General features: G+C 56.8%; 2 protein-coding genes, 1 pseudogene and 1 other annotated feature. Of the genes and pseudogenes, 1 reads left to right on the forward strand and 2 read right to left on the reverse strand.

The genetic code is table 11. The features are described 5' to 3' along the window. A pseudogene (locus tag FN060_RS15795) lies at window positions 1–611 on the reverse strand (IS3 family transposase); the annotation flags it as partial. Then, window positions 211–327: a sequence feature (AL1L pseudoknot), on the reverse strand. It overlaps the preceding pseudogene by 117 nt. Here FN060_RS15795 and FN060_RS15800 point away from each other — a divergent pair. After that, the gene (locus FN060_RS15800; protein ID WP_142588940.1) at window positions 540–1,712 is read left to right on the forward strand and encodes a CaiB/BaiF CoA transferase family protein; all 1,173 of its coding nucleotides are present in this window, start codon (window positions 540–542) and stop codon (window positions 1,710–1,712) included. The pseudogene FN060_RS15795 and the gene FN060_RS15800 sit on opposite strands and share 72 nt — an antisense overlap. A 334-nt stretch (window positions 1,713–2,046) precedes the next feature. Here FN060_RS15800 and FN060_RS15805 read toward each other — a convergent pair. Further along, the coding region (locus FN060_RS15805) for a hypothetical protein (RefSeq protein WP_211181474.1) at window positions 2,047–2,233 on the reverse strand (187 nt) is incomplete at its 5' end.

Below are 2,233 nucleotides of genomic sequence, written 5' to 3' on the forward strand. Positions count from 1 at the left end.
CCTCATCATTCTCATCAGCCTTGCGACGGTGCAGCGAGCGACATCGAAGCCTTCTCGCTGCAACTGTCGCCACACTTTCCGCACGCCATAGACCTGGAAGTTCTCGTTGAACACCCGGCGTATCTCGACTTTCATGGCAATATCATTCCGTTCGCGGGCCGATAGGCGACCCACGTCCGTGCGCTTGGCGACGACCTCATAATAGGTGGACGGGGCAATCGGCAGCAGCCTGCAGATCGGCTCGACCCCGAGCACCGAGCGGTGTTCGTCGATGAAGGAAATCATCGCTTCAGTGGGCGGTCGAGCTCCGCCTGGGCAAAATACGCCGAGGCTTTGCGTAGAATCTCATTCGCCTGACGAAGCTCCCGGTTCTCCCGTTCCAGAGCCTTCATCTTCTCAGCCACGTCGCTTGGCAGACCTGCACGCTTGCCGCTGTTGACCTCGGCCTTCTTCACCCATTCATGGAGGGTATGCGCCGAGCAGCCGATCTTGGTCGCTATCGATGATACCGCCGCCCAGCGCGATGAGTATTCGGCTTCATGTTCCGTCACCATCCGAACGGCGCGGGCGCGGACTTCAGGAGAAAATTTGTTCGTCGTTTTGCTTGTCATAGACCCTACTTCTCACGAGTTGGGGTCTCCGGCAAACCCGGGGCGGTTCATTTCCCGCCTTTCGTGGGCGGATTAAGTCACTATTACATCGCGCTCAATCGTAGCAAGAAAAGCATCACTCTTGATCTCAAGACTCCGGAGGGCGTCAAGATAGCGCAGGCGTTGGCGGCACAGTGTGACATCGTCCTGGAGAACTTTAGACCAGGCGTGATGGATAGACTTGGCTTGGGGTACGAAACACTGAAGGCGGTTAACCCTGCACTGATCTACTGTTCGATCACTGGCTTCGGCAAGAACAGTCCATATGAGGATAAGCCCGCCTTCGATATTGTAGCTCAAGCATTATCCGGGATCATGAGCGTCAACTGCGAGCCTGGTCAGGCTCCAAACAAGCTAGGTATCCCCTTGGGAGACATGGCCGGAAGTATCTTCTCGCTTTTTGGAGTTCTTGCCGCACTACACGAACGAAACAGCACGGGCCGAGGGCGCCACGTCGAGATTGCGATGCTCGACAGTCTCATCGCCATGCAGGGTTACCTATCACAGATCTATTTTGTGACAGGCCAGAGCCCGCAGCCAGTTGGCACGCAACATCCAAATCTCGTGCCATATGGGGCGTTCCCGACGTTGGATGGACACGTCATTGTAGCCTGCCTCACGGAAAGGTTTTGGCATAACTTCGCACGTTGCCTTGAGCGACCGGATCTCATCGAGGACCCAAGGTTTGCTTTCTACGAAGCTCGCCTCCTTAACAGAGATGAGCTTGAACCGATCATCATCGGGAGAATGGCTGATCATGACACGGCTTACTGGCTAGAGAGACTGACCGCTTTCGACGTCCCCAATGCACCTATACTCTCAATCGGTGAGGCACTTGATCAGGAACATGTTGCAAGCCGGGGCCTGATCGAGACGGTGAAGCATCCCGTCATTGGTGATCTTCGGGTTGTGCGCGGCCCGATCCGGTTCGATGGCGATGGCCCAGCTCCAGCGTCGCCTCCCTCGCTCTTAGGGGAAGACAATCATGAGGTGCTCTCCGGTATGCTAGGTCTGCAAGAGGCGGAGATCGAGCAGTTGAGGCGAAAAACCGTGATACTCTAAACCGAACCACCGCTGTGTATGCTTATGCAAAGTCCGAGCAGGCCGACTCCAAATAGGGTTTATCTTGCGGGGGTGGCCGCTGCCGAAAGGTTCGTAGCTTGCGGATGGCCTGGAGGTGGATCGGATGAATGGGCTCGATGCCGTCCCCTTGGTGGCGGCCCAGCGTGGTTTTCGTCCGTCCGTGGTAACGGGTGCCGCTCTCGATGACCGTCTTGGCGCAAAGCTGCCGAAGCATCCGCTTCTGATGGTATGTGAACCTGCGACCAACATCAATGTTGCTCAGGTGATGAGTTCGCACCAATGTGGTCGTCAGCGCCCGGGCCATAGCCCGTTACTATGTGCTGTCGATGCAGCCCACCCTTTTGGCGAGGCGGAAGTCGCGAGACCCCTGGATCGCATCGGCAAGCCTGGTGGCGAAAATGAGCAAGTGGCTTGAGACAGAGACGTCGCCGGCTCTGCGCCATTTCAATTTCTGATCGAGGCAAACGCAGAAAGGGCTACGGACCGGCAGCAGTTCGCCG

The sequence above is a fragment of the Pseudorhizobium halotolerans genome, assembly GCF_902153235.2.
In the GTDB taxonomy this organism is placed as follows: Bacteria; Pseudomonadota; Alphaproteobacteria; order Rhizobiales; family Rhizobiaceae; genus Neorhizobium; species Neorhizobium flavum.